This window comes from Virgibacillus sp. M23 (assembly GCF_034190895.1).
Lineage (GTDB): Bacteria > Bacillota > Bacilli > Bacillales > Amphibacillaceae > Virgibacillus > Virgibacillus salarius.
In genome coordinates this window covers 1-834 of sequence record NZ_JAWDHA010000131.1, presented here as the reverse complement: position 1 = coordinate 834, position 834 = coordinate 1, and the positions used below count along the sequence as shown (strand labels likewise).

At 45.9% G+C, this 834-nt stretch carries 1 protein-coding gene; it reads left to right on the top strand.

Going from position 1 to position 834, the window contains the following annotated elements:
• On the top strand, nucleotides 1-834 hold an 834-nt coding region (locus RVS70_RS21580), incomplete at both ends, for an ABC transporter permease (protein WP_321134769.1).

Sequence of the window (834 nt, the reverse complement as noted above, 5' to 3'; positions counted from 1 at the left end):
AGCAAACAGCGAAGATAAGATGAAGAAACTGCTTGATGAAAAGAAAATCGATGTAGGTATTGTCATTCCGAAACATTGGGAATCCGGCAAAACCTCAGCTGTAGTTTATGCCGCTCCTGATCAAACATTAAAAAGTTCCATCATCGAAACAGCTGCCAGCTCTTTTATAGACCAATATAAAGCGGTAAAAGAAGCCGCATCAGCTTCAATGGATTACGTCAGCAAAACGGCAGCTGTACAGCAAGGAAAACTTGACCCTGCACAGTTTGCAGAAAAGCTGACAAAGACGCTTGAAAGAGAAACGGGCGACAAGCTTACTATTGCGGAAAAATCTGTCGGCAGCAAGGCAGTTACCAGTTTTCAATACTATTCGGCTGCAATGTTTTGCATGTTTATGCTGTTTCATATGACAGTCGGGGCGAAATCATTTTTACAGGAAAAGGATACTGAGACGCTTGCCAGAATGCTGATGACGCCCGCGCAAAAATCTGTCATTCTCTTCGGAAAGTGGCTTGGGACATATCTGTTTGCCATCATACAATTTTTCATATTTCTGATCGTCACAATCAATGTTTTTGGTGTGGACTGGGGCGGCAATCTGCTGTGTGTGAGTGTTCTCGGGCTTTCTTACGCCGCTGCTGTATCCGGCATTTCAATGCTGCTTGCGTCCTTCCTCAGCGATATGAAATCTGCGGATGCGATCGGCGGCTTCGGTATTCAAGTGCTTGCAGTTCTCGGCGGGTCCATGCTGCCGCTGTACCAATTTCCGGACGTCTTGCAGACTGTATCTAAAGCTGTGCCAAATCGCTGGGCGCTTGACGGCTTTCTTTCTTT